The organism is Shinella sp. GW821-FHT11G07 (assembly GCF_058808115.1).
The window spans coordinates 410,745-427,767 of sequence record NZ_JBXARJ010000003.1; the positions used below are offsets into that span (position 1 = coordinate 410,745).

A 17,023-nucleotide genomic window follows, 5' to 3' on the forward strand; every position below is an offset into this window, starting at 1 on the left:
TGGCAAACCGGCGGGCCTTTCCGTTCATCGTTTCGTTTCCACGCAGTTCGCCGCACGCAAAACCGCTTGGCGGTTTTTTCCGAGCTTGCGTTATTCGCCTGCCACGTGCCTCGCCGCCGAGGCCTCGACCAGCGAAGCCGCGATGACGCGCGCCATCAACAGGCTCGTTTCGCGAAGTTCGGTATTGCTGCCGCTGCGGGCGGACCGGATCAGGCGAAAACCTTCCCGGAGCATGATCTCCTGAGCCTTGCTGCAGGCCCAGCCTTCAAGACGAGATTCGTCGGTCACAGATACGTTCGGCCCCATATGTCCCCCATGCCAAATCATTCAGCATAAGCGGCACACCACGACTGCGCAGATGCGCGTCGACCCCAGAACTCTTGATGTATGAATTTGCCGCTGAAGTCTAAGCTACATGATTCGCTGTAAATTCAAACATGTATTTGTGACGGCTATACCGCAATCAGGGCCGCGGGAGCCGTTTTCTCTTGTCCTCGACTTCCTCGCGGCAGAAACAGCCCTCTACATGGTCGTTGACGAGGCCCATGGCCTGCATGAAGGCATAGACGGTGGTGGGGCCGACAAAGGTCCAGCCGCGTTTCTTGAGGTCTTTTGAGAGCCTCACGGAGGTGGGCGTCGTCGGATTGGCGACGATCGTCTCCCAATCCACCCTGGCGGGCCGCTCCTCCGGCGTCGGTTCGAAGCTCCAGAAATAGCGGGCGAGCGTGCCGAATTCCTCGCGCAACGCCTGCGCGCGGGCTGCATTGTTGATCGTCGAGACGATCTTGCCACGGTGGCGCACGATGCCGGTGTCGGCGAGACAACGGGCAATATCGTCATCGCCGAAGAGGGCCACCTTGTCGAAGTCGAAGCCGGCGAAGGCTGCCCGAAAACTCTCGCGTTTGCGCAGGATGGTGAGCCAGGACAGGCCTGACTGAAAGCCCTCCAGGCAGATCTTCTCGAAGAGGCGCTGGTCGCTGGTGACCGGCTGGCCCCATTCCTCGTCGTGGTAGCGGCGGTAATCGTCCAGATTGCCATGCCATGCACAGCGCACACGACCATCGTCGCCTTCCAAGAGCCCTTTTGCCATTGCCGTCTCCGTTTCCCATTTGTTCCGCTTTACCACTCGTCAACCACTTTTGGAAAGCGGGCAATAACCCTACTCAAAGCTTTATCGGCATCGTGCATATCGAATGAACGGCCGTTTACCTTTCGCTTCATCGTAGGGTGCAAGCATTCTCCCGAACCGGCGCCATCTCTTTTGTTTTTCGGCGCAGCCCGGTGACGATCAGTAGCGAGTACGTCCGATGTTGATACGAACCCTTCTTGCAGCGACCCTCCTGTGCACCTCGACCGCAGCCTATGCGAACGAGCGGTATGTGACCCGCCCGCCCATCATCGTAAGCCCCGACCTTACCGCCCCCTGGGTGATGCAGCTCACCGGCGAGGGCGTACAGCCCGCCGTCAACCAACGCCGCATCATCCAACGCCAGAAGGTGCAGCAGCGCCGCGTCATCCGCCGCGATGGTGCCGTCCGCATCGAGCAGGCTTCGGTGACGACGCGCGCGCAAAACCCGATCCGCTCGAAACTCGACCCGATGTACCTGCCGCAGGTCGTGTCCTACGAGAGCGAGCACAAGGCCGGCACGATCATCATCGACACCAACAACCGCTTCCTCTACCTGGTGATGGGCGATGGCAAGGCGCGGCGCTACGGTGTCGGCGTCGGCAAGCCGGGCTTCGAATGGGCGGGCGCCCACAAGATCACCCGCAAGGCCGAATGGCCGACCTGGACGCCGCCGAGGGAAATGGTCGCCCGCGAGGCCGCCAAGGGTCACTACCTGCCCGCCTCCATGGAAGGCGGCCCGGAAAATCCGCTTGGCTCGCGCGCCATGTATCTCGGCTCGACGCTCTACCGCATCCACGGCACGAACGCGCCCTGGACGATCGGTTATGCGGTGTCCTCCGGCTGCATCCGCATGCGCAACGAAGACGTCGTCGATCTCTATGAGCGCGTCAATGTCGGCACGAAGGTCATCGTGATCTGACGGCAGCGTCGTCGTTACGTCGGCGCTGAATGAAGAACTCCGGTCGCCGCGCGGCCGGAGTTTTTTGCTTTTCAGGCAACACTCGCGGCAAGAAGCCGAAGAAATCGCGCATCACACGCGTCTTACTGCCCATGGGCTGGCTTGAAATCGCTCAGAACTCGGCTAGCCTCTGGGAATTGAGGATTGAGAGGGAATACACCATGCGGAAATACGCATCGATCTTGCTGGCGACGGCCTTTGCCGTCACGGCGATCATGCCGGTCACATCGGCGAACGCCTTCCCCGGGGCCGTGCAGGGCAGCAATGTCGAGACCACGTCCAACGTGACGCTTGTCGCACAGCAACAGAGCAAGAAGCAGGTTGCGGCGAAGTACAAGCGCACCAAGGTGCGTTTCGTCACCGATCAGGCGCCCGGCACCGTTATCGTCGATACCAACAACAAGTACCTCTATTATGTCGAGGGCAACAACAAGGCGACGCGCTACGGCATCGGCGTCGGCCGCGATGGCTTCGGCTGGTCGGGCGTGGTGAAGGTCGGCCGCAAGGCGGAATGGCCAAGCTGGACGCCACCGGCTGAAATGCGCCACCGCGAGGCCAAGAAGGGCCGCATCCTGCCGGTCACCCAAGCCGGCGGTGAGGACAATCCGCTCGGTGCGCGCGCGCTCTATCTCTTCAAGGGCGGCCGTGACACGATCTTCCGCATCCACGGCACGAACCAGCCCTGGACGATCGGCCAGAACATGTCGTCGGGCTGTATTCGCATGATGAACAAGGACGTAGAGCACCTCTACGCCCGCGCCGACGTCGGCACCAAGGTCGTCGTGGTCGGCCCCGGCAATCGCCAGGGTGCGGTCAGCTACAACGATCGCGGCGTCGATTTCTTCGGCAATCTCTTCGGCTTCGGCGGCTGAGCCGCCAGCCTGAAGCAAACGCGTTGATGCCGGCCTCGCGCCGGCATCGTCGTTTTAGCCGGCAGAGCAGGACACCTTGCCGGTTCGCCGCACTGGCTCATCGAGGTCGGCACCTTCGACTTTCAGAGAATACGTGCCGTCATAGTTCAGCCCCTCCTCGTCCACCGTCGTCATCATGACGAAATCGAGCGCGGCAAAGGGCTGGCCATCGCCGGATTCCGCGTGGACGAGCAGCCGCAATTCGCCGTCATGCAGCCAGTGATGCGTGAGCGATGATTGGTCGAGCGTCACCTTGTCGAGCCCCTTCTGTGCAAGATCCGCCGGAAGGTCGAGCTGACCCCGAAAATTCAGGATACCGCCGAGGCTGTAGCTGAAGCCTGCCTCCGCTTCGAAGGCAACATTCTTGTCGTTCACCGCACAGCTGAAGCCGCCGGTGGCGAAAGCCGGCGCGGACAGGGTGGCGAGGGCAGCAATGGAAAGCAGAACGCGACGCATGGCGATCTCCGGACGGGTTGGAATGCCGCTCCTCTAGCATCCGCCGAGGAAAGCGGCTGTTCCGCGCGTGACAGGATCAGGAAAGCACGGCGGGCTTGGTTCCGCCATAGGCCCAGTCGAGCAGTTCCACCGTATGCAGGATCGGGATTTGCGTACCCGTCGCGATCTGCGTGATGCAGCCGATATTGCCGGTGGCGATGAGGTCCGGCTTGGTTGCCTCGATGTTCTTGACCTTGCGGGCCTTCAGCTTGCGGGAAATCTCAGGCTGGAGGATGTTGTAGGTGCCGGCAGAACCACAGCAGAGATGCCCTTCCGCCGGATCGCGCACCACGAAGCCCGCCTTCTTCAACAGCGTCTTCGGCACAAGCGTGATCTTCTGGCCGTGCTGCATGGAGCAGGCGGAATGATAGGCGACCGTCAGCCCGCGCGCCTCCTGCTGCGGCAGGTCCAGCGTCGCGAGGTACTCCGTCACGTCCTTGGCGAGGGCAGAGACCCGCGCTGCCTTTTCCGCATAGGCGGGGTCGAGGCGCAGCATGAAGCCGTAGTCCTTGATCGTCGTGCCGCAGCCCGACGCGGTGATGATGATGGCATCGAGCCCGCCTTTCTCGATTTCCCCGAGCCAGACATCGACATTCCGCCGCGCCGCCTCCAGCGCCTGTGCCTCGCGGCCCATATGGTGGACGAGCGAGCCGCAGCAAACTTCGCCCGCCGGCGCCACGACCTCCACGCCGAGACGGGTCAGCAGGCGGATCGTCGCCGCGTTGATTTCCGGCTTCAGCACCGGCTGGGCGCAGCCGGAGAGGATCGCCACCCGCCCACGGCGCGGGCCGCACGCCGGATGTGTGCCGGGTTTTGCGCTGTCCGAGGCCCTTGGCAGCGTGCGCGGCGCGAGATCCAGCATGGCGCCGAAGGGCTCGAGCGGCTTGAAGCGCTTGAGGAGGCCGGCGAAGGGACGGCCGAGGGCAGCGGCCTTCAACGCCAGACGGAAGCGGCCGGGATAGGGCAGCACGGCGGCAAGCACGTTGCGGGTCAGCCGGTTCCAGAAGGGGCGCCGGTAGGTTTCTTCGATATGCATGCGCGCATGATCGATGAGATGCATGTAATCGACGCCGGAGGGACAGGTCGTCGTGCAGGCGAGGCAGGAGAGGCAGCGGTCGATATGGGTGACGACCTCGGCATCCGCCGGCCGGCCGTTCTCCAGCATGTCCTTGATGAGGTAGATGCGCCCGCGCGGACTGTCCAGCTCGTTGCCGAGCGTCACATAGGTGGGACAGGTGGCGGTACAGAAGCCGCAATGCACGCATTTGCGCAGGATCTTTTCGGAGGTCGCGACATGCGGATCGGCAAGCTGCTCGGCGGTGAAATTGGTCTGCATCAGCGGGCGTCCTCTTCATGCCGGCGTCTATGCCGTAGCCCCTCACCTGCCTGCCGGCATCCTCTCCCCGCAAGCGGGGCGAGGAGCGATGGGCTCACCGTTTTCCTCCTTCGCCCCGCCTGCGGGGAGAAGGCGCCGGCAGGCGGATGAGGGGCAGCGGCAACATCAACCATTGCTATTCACCCCACCATCCGCGACACGAACAGCCCCGCCGGATCGAAGCTTGCCTTCACCCGCGCCGAGAGTGCTGCGACCGCGTCGCTCTGCGGCTGGACTGTTTCCGTCGCCGCCAGCACCTCGGCACGCGCGCGCAGCAATGTCGCGTGCCCGCCGCCGACTGCCTTGACGTAGCGGCGCAGCAGCGTGGCCTCCGGGTCGGATTCCATGCGCAGCCAGACGAGGCCGCCCTGCCAATCGTAGAAGGCGTCGACGCCGGTTTCGAGGCGGAGTGCGGCGACGAGCTGCTGGCCCGCGATGGGGGCGACCGAGACGCGCCAGAGCGGGCGCGGCGTGCCATCGGCATAGGGCGCGGCGTCGCGGATTTCGCGCCAGAGGCGGCGCGTGGTCTCGGCGTTGAGCTGTGAGACGGCGCCGAACCGTGCCATCGCGGCACCCAGTTTTTCGGCGCGCACAGCAACCGAAGCGGCAAGACCCTCCAGGCGCAGCACGGTGGCCGCACCATCCGGCAACGCGCCGCCGGCGAAGCGGCCGCGCACGCTTTCCGGCAGGTGGGCGGCACCGGAGACTTCGACGGACATCGCCATGGCGGTTGCCATGGCAGCAGCGGCTTCGGCGTCGTTGAGGTTCGAGACGGTGATGGTGACTGCGGTTTCCGGCACCGGCAGCAGGCGGAAGGTGACCTCCGTCAGCAGCGCCAGCGAGCCATGCGAACCGGCGAGCAGTTTTGCGAGATCGAGACCGGTGACGTTCTTCATCACCCGGCCGCCCGCCTTCACCACCTCGCCCTTGCCGTTGACGAAACGAACGCCGAGCAGGCTGTCGCGCGCGGCACCCGCCACGAAACGGCGTGGGCCTGAGGCGTTGGTGGCAAAGACGCCGCCGATGGTGGGGATGCCGGAGGTGCCGAGCGCTCCCCGCAGGTCGTTCGGCTCGAAGGCGAGCATCTGGCGCTTTTCGGCAAGGGCTGCTTCCACGGTTTCAAGCGGCGTGCCGGCGCGGGCCGTCATGGTCATCTCGGCCGGATTGTAGGCGACGATGCCGTTCAGGCCCCGTGCCGACAGCACATCGGTGCCTTCGGGGGTGACATGCAGGCTGCGGGTGCCGCCGCCGCGGATGACGAAGGATGACTTCGACAGGGCAGCGACCTGGACGAGGCGGGCGGCGGCCTCTTCGGACAGCGGTTCATGGATCGGCGTCATGCGGCGGGGCGCCCTTCGAGCGGGAAGACTTTCGACGGATTGAGCAGCCATTGCGGATCGAAGGCGGCGCGCACCGCCATCTGCTGGGCGAGATCGATATCCGTATACTGGTGGCGCATCAGGTCGCGCTTCTCGATGCCGACACCGTGTTCTCCGGTGAGGCAGCCGCCGGCATCGACGCAGAGTTTGAGGATGTCGTTGCCGGCCGCTTCGGCGCGCGCCGCATCCTCCGGGTCGTTGGCATTGAAGAGGATGAGGGGGTGCATGTTACCGTCGCCGGCATGGAAGACATTGGCGACGCGCAGTCCGTACTTCGCGACGATCTCGGCGGTGCCGCGCAGCACACGCGACAGCTGACCGAGCGGCACGGTGCCATCCATGCAGATATAGTCGGCGATGCGGCCGGTGGCGCCAAAGGCGGACTTGCGGCCCTTCCAGATCAGCGCCGCCTCCGTCGCCGACTGGCTTTCCTTGACGACCTTCACGCCATGGCGGTGGGCAATCTCGATGATGCTCGCCAGCATGGCGTCCATCTCCGCCTCGGAGCCCTCGACCTCGACGATCAGCAGCGCCTCGACATCCATCGGATAGCCGGCTCCGGCAAAGGCTTCGCAGATGCCGATCGCCGGCTTATCCATGAATTCGATGGCGACCGGAATGATGCCCGCGCCGATGACATCGGTGACGCAGGCGCCCGCCTCTTCCGAGCTGTCGAAACCGAACAGCACCGGGCGCGCACCTTCCGGCTTGGCGATGAGGCGCACGGTCGCCTCGGTGACGATGCCGAGCTGGCCCTCGCCGCCGCAGACGACGCCCAGCAGGTCGAGCCCGCCGGCATCGAGCCCCTTGCCGCCGAGATCGACGATCGTGCCGTCGATCAGCACCAGCTTGACGCCGAGCAGGTTGTTGGTCGTCACGCCGTATTTCAGACAGTGCGCGCCGCCGGAATTCATGCCGATATTGCCGCCGATCGTGCAGGCAAGCTGCGAGCTCGGGTCGGGCGCGTAAAAATAGCCGTCAGCGGAGACAGCCTCGGAAATGTTGAGATTGGTGACACCGGCCTGCACGGTGGCGGTGCGGTTAGCGTAATCCACCTCCAGGATGCGCGACATCTTGGAGAGGCCGATGACGACCGCGTCCTCCTGCGGGATCGCGCCCCCGGACAGCGAGGTGCCGGCACCGCGCGGCACGACTGGCACGCCGTAGCGGTTGCAGTATTTCAGGACGGCGGCGACCTGCTGCGTCGTCTCCGGCAGGGCGACGGCGAGCGGCAGGCGGCGGTAGGAAACGAAGGCATCCGTCTCGAAGGGAACGAGTTCACGCGGCTGGTGCACGAGGCAGCCTTCCGGCAGGAGATCGAGCAGGTCGGCGACGATTTCCCGGCGCCGGGAGAGAACTGCCGGCCGTGGCTCCAGGAACCCGATCTGATCCATGTTTTTCTCTCCCTGCCCTTCGTCCTGCACGCTGCCGATTCAGTCTTTGCCGGAACTGCGCAAAGTGGTCTGTTTTCTTTACCACTTCCTATCAGCAGGTGCAAATGCTAAGCATTTTATCCGCTTCGGCAACAATGGACGCGACTGAATGACCAATCTCGGCGATCTCGAAATCTTTTCCCGCGTCATCTCCATGGGAAGTATGTCGGCAGCGGGGCGGGCACTCGGGTTGTCCCCAGCCGTCGTCTCCAAGCGCGTGAAAAGACTGGAGGAACGGCTCGGCACCCGGCTGTTCCAGCGCACGACGCGGCAGATTTCGCTGACCGAAGCCGGACAGGGATTCTACGAGCGCATCGTCGGCATCCTCTCCGGCATCGAGGAGGCAGAGGCCTTCGTGTCCGGCCGGTCCGGTGCGGTGCGCGGTACATTGCGCATTTCCGCGCCGACATCCTTTGGCCGCATGCATATTGCCCCCAATCTCAAGGGCTTCATGGATGCCCACCCCGAAGTCACCGTCAACCTGATGCTGACCGACGACTTTTCCGACATTGTCGGCGGCGGCTTCGACCTGGCGATCCGCATCGGCGAATTGTCGGATTCCTCGCTCGTTGCCCGCCGGCTGGCCTCGGTGCGGCGCGTGCTCTGCGCCTCGCCCGATTACATCGCTCGCCATGGCGCGCCGGCCTCGCTGGAGGACCTTGCAAACCATATCTGCCTGCCGCCGCACACCCAGGACGTCTGGCGGCTGGAAGGGCCGGAGGGCAATGTCACCTATCGCCCGCACGGTTCGCTCTACACCAATTCAAGCGAGGTGGTGCGCGAGGCGGTGTTTTCCGGCATGGGGATCGCGCTGCGCTCCACTTGGGATGTCGGCCCGGCACTGAAGAATGGCGAGCTCGTGCAGGTGCTGCCGCAATACGAGGGCTCGCGCAACGTGGTGCTTTCGGCGGTTTATCCGAGCCGTCAGTTCCTGCCGGTCAAGGTGCGGCTGTTCATCGATTATCTCGCGGACCTCTACGGCCCCCTGCCCTATTGGGAGCGCTGAGGGCGATTGGCGTGATGACGGCCTTGCGCTAGGCTGCCGTTCTCTTGGAGAGGATGGCGGATGATCGGCAGGGTGTTACTGATGGCGGCCTTCATGGGCCTGGTGTTTCCGGCGGCGGCCACAGCGCGGCCACTCGACCCCCTGCTTGAGGGTTTCGACGATGCCTGCGACTACAGCGACGCGCTCGCATCCCTGCTGCAATCGAGCTACGCCTTCGCGCGCAAGGAGGGAACACTCTCCATCCCCGCCGGTTACGAAGCCATGTTCGGCCCGCCCAGCGTCACGCCTGAAAACGAGTATCTCAAGGTGACTCTGCCGGTGGTGGACGGCACCTGGCGCGGCGTGCCCGTGAAGGAGATCGAGGTCTATATCACCGAACTCGAAAGCGGCTTCAACTACCACGCTGTGCTCTTCCAGCCGGAAGCGCTGAAGGCCGCCGAGGCCACGTTCAAGGCGCGCGGCATCGCCGCGAAGAAGAAGCTGTCGGCGCAGGACGATTCCGGCTTCGGCTGGGACACCGGCTTCGCCATCATCGATGGTGCGCCGCGCTACCAGTGCGACCTGTCCACCTGAATATGCTCTGACGCAATCCCGGACCGGGATTGCTTTAATGCTTGTCCTCTTCGGCGTGCCGCTGGCGGATCGCGCGGACAAGCAGCCACATACCGGCGATGACGAAGGGCACGGCGATGCCGGTCAGCGTTTCCGGCTTGATCGGCAGGCCGAGACCATGCGCTGCCTTCGCCACATAGCCGAAGAGGCCGACGACATAGTAGGAGATTGCCGCAACCGACAGGCCTTCGACGGTTTGCTGCAGGCGCAGCTGCAATTTCGCGCGGCGGTCCATCGAATTGAGCAGCGACGAGTTGAGCTGTTCCAGCTCCACGTCGATCCAGCTTCTGAGCAGGGCGGTGGCACGGGCGAGTTTTCGCGACAGGTTCGCCTGCCGCTCCTCGATGGACTGACAGGTGCGCATCGCGGGTGCCAGCCGGCGCTCCAGGAAGAAGCCGAGCGTTTCGTACCCCGGCACCGCCGTTTCCGCGAGCGTGCGGATACGCTCCTGCACGATGCCGTAATAGGCGCGGCTGGCGCCGAAACGGTAGAGGCTGAGCGCGGCATTGGCCTCCAGTTCGGCGGCAAGACGGGTGATTTCCGACAGCAGTTCATCCGCCCTGTCGCGGGCATGCTGCTTCATGGTGTTGGTAATGCCGGTCAGCCCGTCCTCGATGCGGCGGATTTCCGGCGAGAGCGACTGAGCAAGCGGCAGGCCCATCATGGCGAGCGTGCGGTAGGTCTCGATATCGAGCAGGCGCTGCACGACGGCACCGCGCCCGGCCTCGTTCATGCCGCGGTCGATGACGAGGATCTGCGTCAGCCCGTCGCCGTTCTGCCGGAAGTCGGTCAGGATCATCGCCTGGCCGTTCTTGATCTCGCTATAACAGAGGCTCGTCGGATCGAAGCTGGCGATCGCCTCGCGGGTTTCCGGCGAATCGGGCCGGATTTCCAGGCGAATGCCGGAGATCATTGTGCCGGGCGGCGAAAAGCTGTCACCGAACGGATGGACCGGAACTTCGCCACCGAATTTATCCGGCACCGGCCCGTCCCAGAAATAGGTCGAGAATTCTGTGTGCCGTTCCCAGCGCAGCGTACCCTGCCCCCAGCTCAGCGCGTGGTGGCTGGAATCGCGGCCGGGCGGCGAGATGCCGCGCGAGCGCGACACTTCCGCCATCACGGCATGATCCACCGCCGAACCACCCTCCGTCAGGAAGGCGAGCTGGAAGATGACGCGTGGTGACGGCACCAGCGCATATGGTCTTGCGTGAATTTCCCCGAGCGCCTGCGCACGCGAAGTCGCCTGCGGAAAAGCGAAGCTGCCTTTTGCCATGTCTGCACCGTTCCCCCATGTGCAACAGCTCTTTCTTAACAAATGTCAGGGCACGGGAGATAGGACGCATTGACGCAGGCAGAAGGTATAAAGTGGACAAGATTGTTGACCAGTTTCTGCGCCGGTTGATACTATTGCCGTCGTGACCGACACCAGCTTCGACCTTTTCGCCCGCATCAGCCACAACCGCACCGCCGATGAGGTCGTGCGGCAGATCGAGCTGTTGCTGCTCGAAGGTATCCTGCGCGACGGGGATCGCCTGCCTGGCGAGCGCGAGCTTTCCAAACGCCTCGACGTCTCTCGCCCCATCCTGCGCGAAGCGCTGAAGGAGCTGGAAAACCGCGGGCTGCTGGTCAGCCAGCATGGTGACGGCACCTATGTTGCCGACATTATCGGCCAGGTTTTTTCGCCCGCCGTCATCGATCTCATCGCCCGCCATCAGCGCGCGACAGAGGACTATATCGAGTACCGCCGCGAGCTGGAGGGCATCACCGCCGACCTCGCCGCCCGGCGCGCCACCGACTATGACCGGCAGATGCTGACGCGCATCATGGAGGCGATGCGCGCGGCGCATAAGGGCGGGTCCTTCGACGCTGAACTCGAGGCGGATGTCGACCTGCACAATGCCGTCGGCGAGGCCGCGCACAATATCGTGCTCCTGCACACGCTCCGCGCGTGTTACCGCCTGCTGGCGCAGGGGATCTTTTTCCACCGTCACCTCGTTTTCACCTCGGAGGAAGCACGTGGGCATCTGCTTGCCCAGCACGAGGCGATCTATGCAGCGATCATGGCGGGTGACGGAAATGCGGCACGAAATGCCGCTCAGGCGCATATGGACTATATTGCCGTCGCAATCCGCGAAGCGGAACGCAGCGGCGAATGGCAACGTATTGCACAGCTGCGCATGCAAAAACGCGGTATCGTGCCACAAGCCTGACTTGCGCCGCAAATCTCACGCAAGCATGATGTACGATAACGACTCAGTGAGCGAATCCCGACAAGAGGAATGAACAAGACCTTGAACCTTCTCAACCGCATCGCCAACGACGTCCACCTCATGTTCCAGCGCCCGGCGCGGGAGCAATATGGTGCGCTGTGCTATCGCGTGCGGAAGAAGCGTCCGGCGGTCGAAGTCCTCCTGATCACCAGCCGCGACACGGGTCGGTGGGTTATCCCGAAGGGCTGGCCGATGGATGGCAAGAGCGCATCCGCCGCCGCCGCGCGCGAGGCCTGGGAAGAGGCCGGGGTGAAGGGCAAGATCGGCGAGAAGCCGATTGGCAGCTACCATTACATGAAGGGCCTGCCGGAAGGACTGAAAGTCGATTGCCTGGTACGCGTTTTCCCGCTCGCCGTCGATGAGATGGTCAAGAATTTTCCGGAAAAGGGCGAGCGACGCGCCGAATGGGTCGATTGCACGGAGGCAGCCGCCCGTGTGCAGGAACCGGGCCTCAAAACCCTTCTCCTCGCCTTCGAACAAAAAATGCTTGGCGCGGTCGCACCGGAGCCTAAAAACGGCACGACCGGCGCCTGATACGGCCGTCGTCCGACGGCCGCTGATGCCCTGAAACACCCCTGAATAATTGATCCGCGGGTCGAAATCGCCCCGCGGATCAATTATTCAGTGGATTCAGGATTTACAGCGACCTTTGTGCCTCGCAAGCGACACACGGCGCTGTATTGCCTTTTGGCAAAGACGGAGCAGCATGAATGGCGAATTCTCAGGTCCAGCTTCGCAAGCCGACGCTGGACAAGGATCTGGAAAAACTCACCTTCACCGAACAGGCCACGCACTTCGTGCTGCGGTCCTGGACGGGCGTGGGCATTTCGCTGGTCTTCCTGCTCATCACCATGGCCGTTGCCGATAGTTTTGCCATGGGCACGCCGGGCGTGCTGGTGATCGCCGTCACCGCAGCACTGGCCGCCTACATGGCCATGAACATCGGCGCAAACGATGTGACGAACAATGTGGGCGCTGCCGTCGGCGCGCGTGCCATGAGCATGGGTGTCGCCCTGGGCATTGCCGCCGTCTTCGAAATTGCCGGCGCGCTTCTCGCCGGTCAGGGCGTTGCGGCGACGGTCTCGTCGGGCATCGTTGATCGTGCCATCTTTCCGAGCCCCGAAGTCTTCGCCTGGGCGATGATGGCGGCGCTGGTTTCGGCAGCGCTCTGGATCAACATCGCCACACTTGCCAATGCGCCGATCTCCACCACCCACGCCATCATTGGCGGCGTGATCGGTGCGGCTGCCGCCGCAAGCGGCTTCCACAGCGTGCAATGGGACGCGATCGCCGTCATCGTCGTCAGCTGGACCGTCTCGCCGATCCTGGGCGGGGTGATCGCGGCGGCTCTACTCTATTTCCTCAAGGAAACCATCATCTACCGCGACGACAAGATCGCCGCGGCCAAGACCTGGGTTCCCGTGCTCGTCGCGCTGATGGCCGGTGCCTTTGCCGCCTTCATCGCCAATGGCGGCACCAATGGCTTCTACGACATACCGATCGGCCGCGCGCTGCTCGTTGGCCTCGCCTTCGGCATCGTCGTCTACTTTGTGACGCGGCCGATCATCCGCCGGCACGCGGAAGGCCTCGACAACCGCAACCAGTCGCTGCGCACGCTGTTTCGCATCCCGCTGATCTGCTCAGCCGCCCTGCTTTCCTTTGCACACGGCGCCAACGACGTGTCGAACGCCGTTGGTCCGCTCTACGGGGTTGTGTCGGCCCTGCGCTCGGGCGGTGCCGGCAGCGAAGCCGCCATCCCGCTCTGGGTGATGATCATCGGCGCCTTCGGTATTTCGCTCGGCCTGCTGCTGTTCGGCCCGCGCCTCATCCGCATCGTCGGCAACGAGATCACCAAGCTCAACCCGATGCGCGCCTTCTGCGTGGCGCTCTCCTCCGCGATCGCCGTGCTGACGGCGTCCGCCTTTGCCATTCCGGTTTCGTCCACCCATATCGCCGTCGGCGCGGTGTTCGGTGTCGGGTTGTTTCGCGAGTGGTACACACGCAACTCCCAGCGCCGCATCGACTATATCCGCAGCCGCGGCAACCGTGTCGCGGAAGAAGAAGAACCGTCAGCCAATCCGGACGAGACACGCCGGCGCTATCTCGTGCGCCGCTCGCATTTCATGACGATTATCTCGGCCTGGATCGTGACGCTGCCCGTCTCGGCGATCCTGTCGGCTGTCGTCTTCCTCGTCCTCAACGCGCTCTTCACCTGAGAGGTCGACCATGCGTGCAAATTATCGGATGCAGCGCCTCTTTGTCGACGACGCCCTCGTCGCCGGGCAGGCTTTCGAGGCTGCAAAGGAGCACTTCCACTATCTCACTAATGTTCTGCGCATGGCAGACGGCGATGCCGTGTTGCTGTTCAACGGGCGCGACGGCGAGTGGCGCGCCGAGCTCTCACTGCCGACCCGCAAGCGCTTGCTGCTGACGCCGGTCGAACAGACACGGCCGCAGCCGGCACCCTGCGATCTCCACTATCTCTTTGCACCGCTGAAGATCGGCCGGCTCGATTATCTCGTGCAGAAGGCCGTCGAAATGGGTGCCGGCGTGCTCCAGCCAGTGATGACCCAGCATGTACAGGGCAAGATCACCAGCCGCGAGCGCCTGCAGGCCAATGCCGTCGAGGCGGCCGAACAGTGCGGCATTCTCGCAATCCCGCAGGTTGTAGCCCCTCGCAAGCTGGACGACCTCATCTCCGACTGGCCACGCGAGCGACGCATCATCTTCTGTGACGAGGGCCATGGCAGCCAGAACCCGCTGCCTGTGTTGCAAAAGATCGAGGAGCGCAAGCTCGCCCTGCTCGTCGGCCCGGAGGGCGGCTTTTCGGATGACGAGCGCACGCTGTTGCGCGGCCTCGATTTCGTGACGCCGATCCCACTCGGCCCCCGCATCCTGCGTGCCGATACGGCAGCGGTGGCGGCGATGGCCGTCATCCAGGCGGCGATCGGCGATTGGGTGTGAGCGACCGCCCCGCCTGCCCGCTGGAATTGCGGGAAAGCAAAAAGGCGAATTTTCCCGAAAAGTCGAATGGGTTTTTTTGAATCTGCCTTGAAAGGAATTCGCTTGCACCGCATTTAATTCCGGTCCAAGCACCCTTCCCAAGGCCCTGCGGTTCCGCCGGGCGCCATCCGTTCAGAAGAAGACGCCCATGGCCCGTGATACCACCGACCAGACGCCGATCCGCACCATCGCGGACATGGCGGAATACCTCGCCGAAGGCAACAAGCCGAAGGAGAGGTTCCGCATTGGCACCGAGCATGAAAAATTCGTCTTCTTTACGGCCGACAACAGTCCCGTCCCCTATTTTGGCGACGCGAGCATCTCGGCGCTGTTGAACGGCATGCAGGCCAAGACCGGCTGGGAGCCGATCGTGGATGCCGGCCATATCATCGGCCTTGCCGAACCGTCCGGCATGGGCGCGATCTCGCTGGAGCCCGGTGGCCAGTTCGAGCTTTCTGGCGCGCCGCTGGAAAACCTGCACCAGACCTGCAAGGAATCGAACCAGCACCTCGCGACCTTGCGTGAGATCGCCGAACCGCTCGGCATCCGCTTCCTCGGCATGGGCGGCAGTCCGAAATGGTCGTTTGCCGAAACGCCGCGCATGCCCAAAAGCCGCTACGACATCATGACCCGCTACATGCCGAAGGTCGGCAGCCAGGGTCTCGACATGATGTACCGCACCTGCACGATCCAGGTGAATCTCGATTTCTCATCCGAAGTCGACATGCGCCGCAAGATGCAGGTATCGCTGAAACTGCAGTCGATGGCGACCGCGCTCTTCGCCTCGTCGCCCTTCACCGAGGGCAAGCCGAATGGCCTGCTCTCCTGGCGCGGCGACATCTGGCGCGACACCGACAACAACCGCGCCGGCCTCATCCCCTTCGCATTCAAGCCGGATTTCGGCTTCATCGACTATGTCGAATGGGCGCTCGACGTGCCGATGTACTTCATCGTGCGCGACGGCAAATACCACGACTGCACGCACGTCACCTTCCGCCAGTTCATGGCCGGCGCGCTGAAGGGCGAGGTTGCCGACTGGGAGCCGAACATCGGCGACTGGACGAACCACCTTTCCACGCTGTTCCCCGACGTGCGGTTGAAGCGCTTCCTCGAAATGCGCGGTGCCGACGGCGGTCCGTGGCGGCGCATCTGTGCGCTGCCCGCCTTCTGGGTCGGCCTGCTCTATGACGACGGCGCGCTGGACGCGGCCGAAGCCCTGACGCGCGACTGGACGGTCGAGGAAGTCTCGGCACTGCGCGATACCGTGCCGGCACAGGGCCTCAAGGCCGACTTCCGCGGCAAGCCACTGCTCGACGTGGCGCGCGAAGTGGTCTCCATTTCCCGGCAGGGCCTTAAGGCCCGCGCCCGCCTCAATGGCGACGGCGTCGACGAGACCATCTTCCTTGCACCGCTCGACGAGGTGCTGGCGAAGAAGGCGACGCTCGCGGAAGACATGCTGGCACTCTATAACGGCCGTTGGAACGGCTCGGTCGAGCCGGTCTTCACCGACTACCAGTACTGAGCCCATCCTCGAAAAAGCGGTTTGCGTGGGCAAAATTCCCGTTATAGTGCAGGCACATGCATGTGCCTGCACGGGGAAGGGTTCACGATGCTTTCGCTCTACGACATGATGATGCAGGCGCAGAACGGCAATGCCGTGGAGACCATGGCGCGTCAGTTCGGACTGGCGCAGGAACAGGCGACGAAGGCCGTCGCCGCGCTGATGCCGGCCTTTTCCGAAGGTTTCAAGCGCAATGCCGCCAATCCCTACGACATGGCGGCCTTCATGCAGGCGCTGACGTCAGGCGAGCACGCCAAATATTTCGAGGACATGAGCAAGGCCTTCACGCCGCAGGGGCTGGCGGATGGCAACGGCATTCTCGGCCATCTCTTCGGCAACAAGGACGTCTCCCGCGCCATCGCCGCACAGGCGGCGCAGATGACAGGCATCGGCCAGGAGATCTACAAGCAGATGCTGCCCGCCATGGCGAGCACCCTGATGGGCGGCCTGTTCAAGCAGTCCTTTGCGCCCTTCTTCCCGGGCGCCGGCAGCACGCAGGCCAATCCCTTCGCCGACATGATGCAGCAATGGGCGCAAGCGACCGGCCTTGCCAAGAAACCGGAACCGGCAAACCCATTCGACAATCCCTTCACGCAGGCCGCACAGGAGTTCTTCGGCGCGGGCCAGAAGAAGGACGCGCCGGCAAACCCCTTCACCGACAATCCTTTTGCCAAAGCCTTTCAGGACGTGATGGCGAATATGGGCGGCCAGCCTGCGGCAAGCGCAAAGCCCAGCGAACCGGAAGCCACACCGGCGGATTCGCTGAAAGGCCTCGTCAACACGATGTTCGACACCGGCCTCGAAATGCAGAAGGACTATCAGCGCAACATCGAATCGATCTTCGAGACGATGCGCAGCAGCACGGAACCGGACGGCGGCAAGAAGGGCTGA

At 63.7% G+C, this 17,023-nt stretch carries 17 protein-coding genes; 10 read left to right on the forward strand and 7 right to left on the reverse strand.

All coding sequences use genetic code 11. From position 1 onward, the window contains the following. Positions 1-90 precede the first annotated feature (90 nt). Together AC1RT2_RS08460 and AC1RT2_RS08465 are read right to left on the reverse strand one after the other, a co-directional pair. Positions 91-306: a hypothetical protein gene (locus AC1RT2_RS08460; RefSeq protein ID WP_150129934.1), complete on the reverse strand. Its 216-nt coding sequence runs from the start codon at positions 304-306 to the stop codon at positions 91-93. Positions 307-463: 157 nt separating this feature from the next. After that, on the reverse strand, positions 464-1,090 hold the full coding sequence (locus AC1RT2_RS08465; protein ID WP_493101055.1) for a DNA-3-methyladenine glycosylase I: 627 nt from the start codon (positions 1,088-1,090) through the stop codon (positions 464-466). 217 nt (positions 1,091-1,307) lie between these two features. On the opposite strand from AC1RT2_RS08465, the gene AC1RT2_RS08470 reads away from it, so the two are divergent. Together AC1RT2_RS08470 and AC1RT2_RS08475 are read left to right on the forward strand one after the other, a co-directional pair. Continuing rightward, positions 1,308-2,048, forward strand: a complete 741-nt coding sequence (locus tag AC1RT2_RS08470; protein ID WP_493101057.1) for a L,D-transpeptidase — start codon at positions 1,308-1,310, stop codon at positions 2,046-2,048. Positions 2,049-2,248: 200 nt separating this feature from the next. Beyond that, entirely contained in the window at positions 2,249-2,959 is a 711-nt protein-coding gene (locus tag AC1RT2_RS08475) for a L,D-transpeptidase (protein WP_493101059.1), read from the forward strand. A 54-nt stretch (positions 2,960-3,013) separates the two neighbouring features. Here the strand turns inward: AC1RT2_RS08475 and AC1RT2_RS08480 are convergent, their stop codons facing one another. The 4 genes from AC1RT2_RS08480 to AC1RT2_RS08495 form a co-directional block, all read right to left on the reverse strand. Next, on the reverse strand, positions 3,014-3,454 hold the full coding sequence (locus tag AC1RT2_RS08480) for a hypothetical protein (protein ID WP_493101061.1): 441 nt from the start codon (positions 3,452-3,454) through the stop codon (positions 3,014-3,016). Positions 3,455-3,530: 76 nt separating this feature from the next. Beyond that, positions 3,531-4,829: a glycolate oxidase subunit GlcF gene (gene glcF / locus AC1RT2_RS08485; RefSeq protein ID WP_493101063.1), complete on the reverse strand. Its 1,299-nt coding sequence runs from the start codon at positions 4,827-4,829 to the stop codon at positions 3,531-3,533. A gap of 179 nt (positions 4,830-5,008) precedes the next feature. Further along, a complete protein-coding gene (locus AC1RT2_RS08490; RefSeq protein WP_493101065.1) occupies positions 5,009-6,208 on the reverse strand; it encodes an FAD-binding protein in 1,200 nt (399 codons plus the stop codon). Further along, on the reverse strand, positions 6,205-7,641 hold the full coding sequence (locus AC1RT2_RS08495; RefSeq protein WP_493101067.1) for an FAD-linked oxidase C-terminal domain-containing protein: 1,437 nt from the start codon (positions 7,639-7,641) through the stop codon (positions 6,205-6,207). Before AC1RT2_RS08495 ends, AC1RT2_RS08490 begins: the two co-directional genes overlap by 4 nt. A gap of 148 nt (positions 7,642-7,789) precedes the next feature. Between AC1RT2_RS08495 and AC1RT2_RS08500 the strand changes: the two genes are divergently transcribed. Then, on the forward strand, positions 7,790-8,686 hold the full coding sequence (locus AC1RT2_RS08500; protein WP_069059707.1) for a LysR family transcriptional regulator: 897 nt from the start codon (positions 7,790-7,792) through the stop codon (positions 8,684-8,686). Between the two features lie 60 nt (positions 8,687-8,746). Continuing rightward, positions 8,747-9,259: a hypothetical protein gene (locus tag AC1RT2_RS08505; protein WP_493101069.1), complete on the forward strand. Its 513-nt coding sequence runs from the start codon at positions 8,747-8,749 to the stop codon at positions 9,257-9,259. Between the two features lie 34 nt (positions 9,260-9,293). Here the strand turns inward: AC1RT2_RS08505 and AC1RT2_RS08510 are convergent, their stop codons facing one another. After that, positions 9,294-10,571, reverse strand: coding sequence for a DUF3422 family protein (locus tag AC1RT2_RS08510; RefSeq protein ID WP_069059709.1), 1,278 nt, complete (start codon positions 10,569-10,571; stop codon positions 9,294-9,296). A 142-nt stretch (positions 10,572-10,713) separates the two neighbouring features. Between AC1RT2_RS08510 and AC1RT2_RS08515 the strand changes: the two genes are divergently transcribed. The 6 genes from AC1RT2_RS08515 (at position 10,714) to AC1RT2_RS08540 (ending at position 17,023) form a co-directional block, all read left to right on the forward strand. Beyond that, complete coding sequence (locus tag AC1RT2_RS08515) at positions 10,714-11,508, forward strand: FadR/GntR family transcriptional regulator (RefSeq protein ID WP_493101071.1); 795 nt, start codon at positions 10,714-10,716, stop codon at positions 11,506-11,508. Between the two features lie 81 nt (positions 11,509-11,589). Then, positions 11,590-12,102 carry an NUDIX hydrolase gene (locus AC1RT2_RS08520; protein ID WP_069061496.1) on the forward strand — a complete coding sequence of 171 codons (513 nt, stop codon included), beginning with the start codon at positions 11,590-11,592 and terminating at the stop codon, positions 12,100-12,102. Positions 12,103-12,278: 176 nt separating this feature from the next. Then, on the forward strand, positions 12,279-13,784 hold the full coding sequence (locus AC1RT2_RS08525; protein WP_493101073.1) for an inorganic phosphate transporter: 1,506 nt from the start codon (positions 12,279-12,281) through the stop codon (positions 13,782-13,784). Between the two features lie 10 nt (positions 13,785-13,794). Next, positions 13,795-14,532, forward strand: coding sequence for a 16S rRNA (uracil(1498)-N(3))-methyltransferase (locus AC1RT2_RS08530; RefSeq protein WP_493101075.1), 738 nt, complete (start codon positions 13,795-13,797; stop codon positions 14,530-14,532). A 187-nt stretch (positions 14,533-14,719) separates the two neighbouring features. Continuing rightward, the gene (locus AC1RT2_RS08535) at positions 14,720-16,093 is read left to right on the forward strand and encodes a glutamate--cysteine ligase (RefSeq protein WP_493101077.1); all 1,374 of its coding nucleotides are present in this window, start codon (positions 14,720-14,722) and stop codon (positions 16,091-16,093) included. An 87-nt stretch (positions 16,094-16,180) separates the two neighbouring features. Then, positions 16,181-17,023 carry a DUF937 domain-containing protein gene (locus AC1RT2_RS08540; RefSeq protein WP_493101079.1) on the forward strand — a complete coding sequence of 281 codons (843 nt, stop codon included), beginning with the start codon at positions 16,181-16,183 and terminating at the stop codon, positions 17,021-17,023.

Bases quoted from the DNA above. Each gene is read 5' to 3' on its own strand.
- AC1RT2_RS08460 (WP_150129934.1), bottom strand. From the start codon at position 306: ATGGGGCCGAACGTATCTGTGACCGACGAATCTCGTCTTGAAGGCTGG.
- AC1RT2_RS08465 (WP_493101055.1), bottom strand. From the start codon at position 1,090: ATGGCAAAAGGGCTCTTGGAAGGCGACGATGGTCGTGTGCGCTGTGCA.
- AC1RT2_RS08470 (WP_493101057.1), top strand. From the start codon at position 1,308: ATGTTGATACGAACCCTTCTTGCAGCGACCCTCCTGTGCACCTCGACC.
- AC1RT2_RS08475 (WP_493101059.1), top strand. From the start codon at position 2,249: ATGCGGAAATACGCATCGATCTTGCTGGCGACGGCCTTTGCCGTCACG.
- AC1RT2_RS08480 (WP_493101061.1), bottom strand. From the start codon at position 3,454: ATGCGTCGCGTTCTGCTTTCCATTGCTGCCCTCGCCACCCTGTCCGCG.
- glcF (WP_493101063.1), bottom strand. From the start codon at position 4,829: ATGCAGACCAATTTCACCGCCGAGCAGCTTGCCGATCCGCATGTCGCG.
- AC1RT2_RS08490 (WP_493101065.1), bottom strand. From the start codon at position 6,208: ATGACGCCGATCCATGAACCGCTGTCCGAAGAGGCCGCCGCCCGCCTC.
- AC1RT2_RS08495 (WP_493101067.1), bottom strand. From the start codon at position 7,641: ATGGATCAGATCGGGTTCCTGGAGCCACGGCCGGCAGTTCTCTCCCGG.
- AC1RT2_RS08500 (WP_069059707.1), top strand. From the start codon at position 7,790: ATGACCAATCTCGGCGATCTCGAAATCTTTTCCCGCGTCATCTCCATG.
- AC1RT2_RS08505 (WP_493101069.1), top strand. From the start codon at position 8,747: ATGATCGGCAGGGTGTTACTGATGGCGGCCTTCATGGGCCTGGTGTTT.
- AC1RT2_RS08510 (WP_069059709.1), bottom strand. From the start codon at position 10,571: ATGGCAAAAGGCAGCTTCGCTTTTCCGCAGGCGACTTCGCGTGCGCAG.
- AC1RT2_RS08525 (WP_493101073.1), top strand. From the start codon at position 12,279: ATGGCGAATTCTCAGGTCCAGCTTCGCAAGCCGACGCTGGACAAGGAT.
- AC1RT2_RS08530 (WP_493101075.1), top strand. From the start codon at position 13,795: ATGCGTGCAAATTATCGGATGCAGCGCCTCTTTGTCGACGACGCCCTC.
- AC1RT2_RS08535 (WP_493101077.1), top strand. From the start codon at position 14,720: ATGGCCCGTGATACCACCGACCAGACGCCGATCCGCACCATCGCGGAC.
- AC1RT2_RS08540 (WP_493101079.1), top strand. From the start codon at position 16,181: ATGCTTTCGCTCTACGACATGATGATGCAGGCGCAGAACGGCAATGCC.